At 72.3% G+C, this 238-nt stretch carries 1 protein-coding gene; it reads right to left on the bottom strand.

Annotated features, from left to right (window positions below; all coding sequences use genetic code 11):
- Positions 1-238, bottom strand: a 238-nt coding sequence (locus IO39_RS43735) for an RHS repeat protein (RefSeq protein WP_043637994.1), incomplete at both ends; no start/stop codon positions are given.

Below are 238 nucleotides of genomic sequence, written 5' to 3'. Positions count from 1 at the left end.
GGTCTGCTTGACGATGCGGCCGAGCGCGTCGTAGGCGTGGTCGATGCGCACCCCGCCGGGCTGCAGCGCGGAGACCAGGTTGCCGCCCGCGTCGTAGACGTGCGTCCAGGTGCGGTCGGCCTCGTCCGGGTGCGCGGCGGTGGCCGGCTCGATCGTCTTCTCGATCAGCCCGAGGCTGTTGTACGTGGTCCAGAACGAGTTGCCCCGGCCGTCGGTGGCCCGGGTCAGCGAGCCGGTC

It is taken from the genome of Nonomuraea candida (assembly GCF_000725485.1).
Classification (GTDB): domain Bacteria; phylum Actinomycetota; class Actinomycetes; order Streptosporangiales; family Streptosporangiaceae; genus Nonomuraea; species Nonomuraea candida.
Note: the sequence above shows the minus strand (reverse complement) of the source record. Positions and strands in the feature narration are given on the sequence as shown.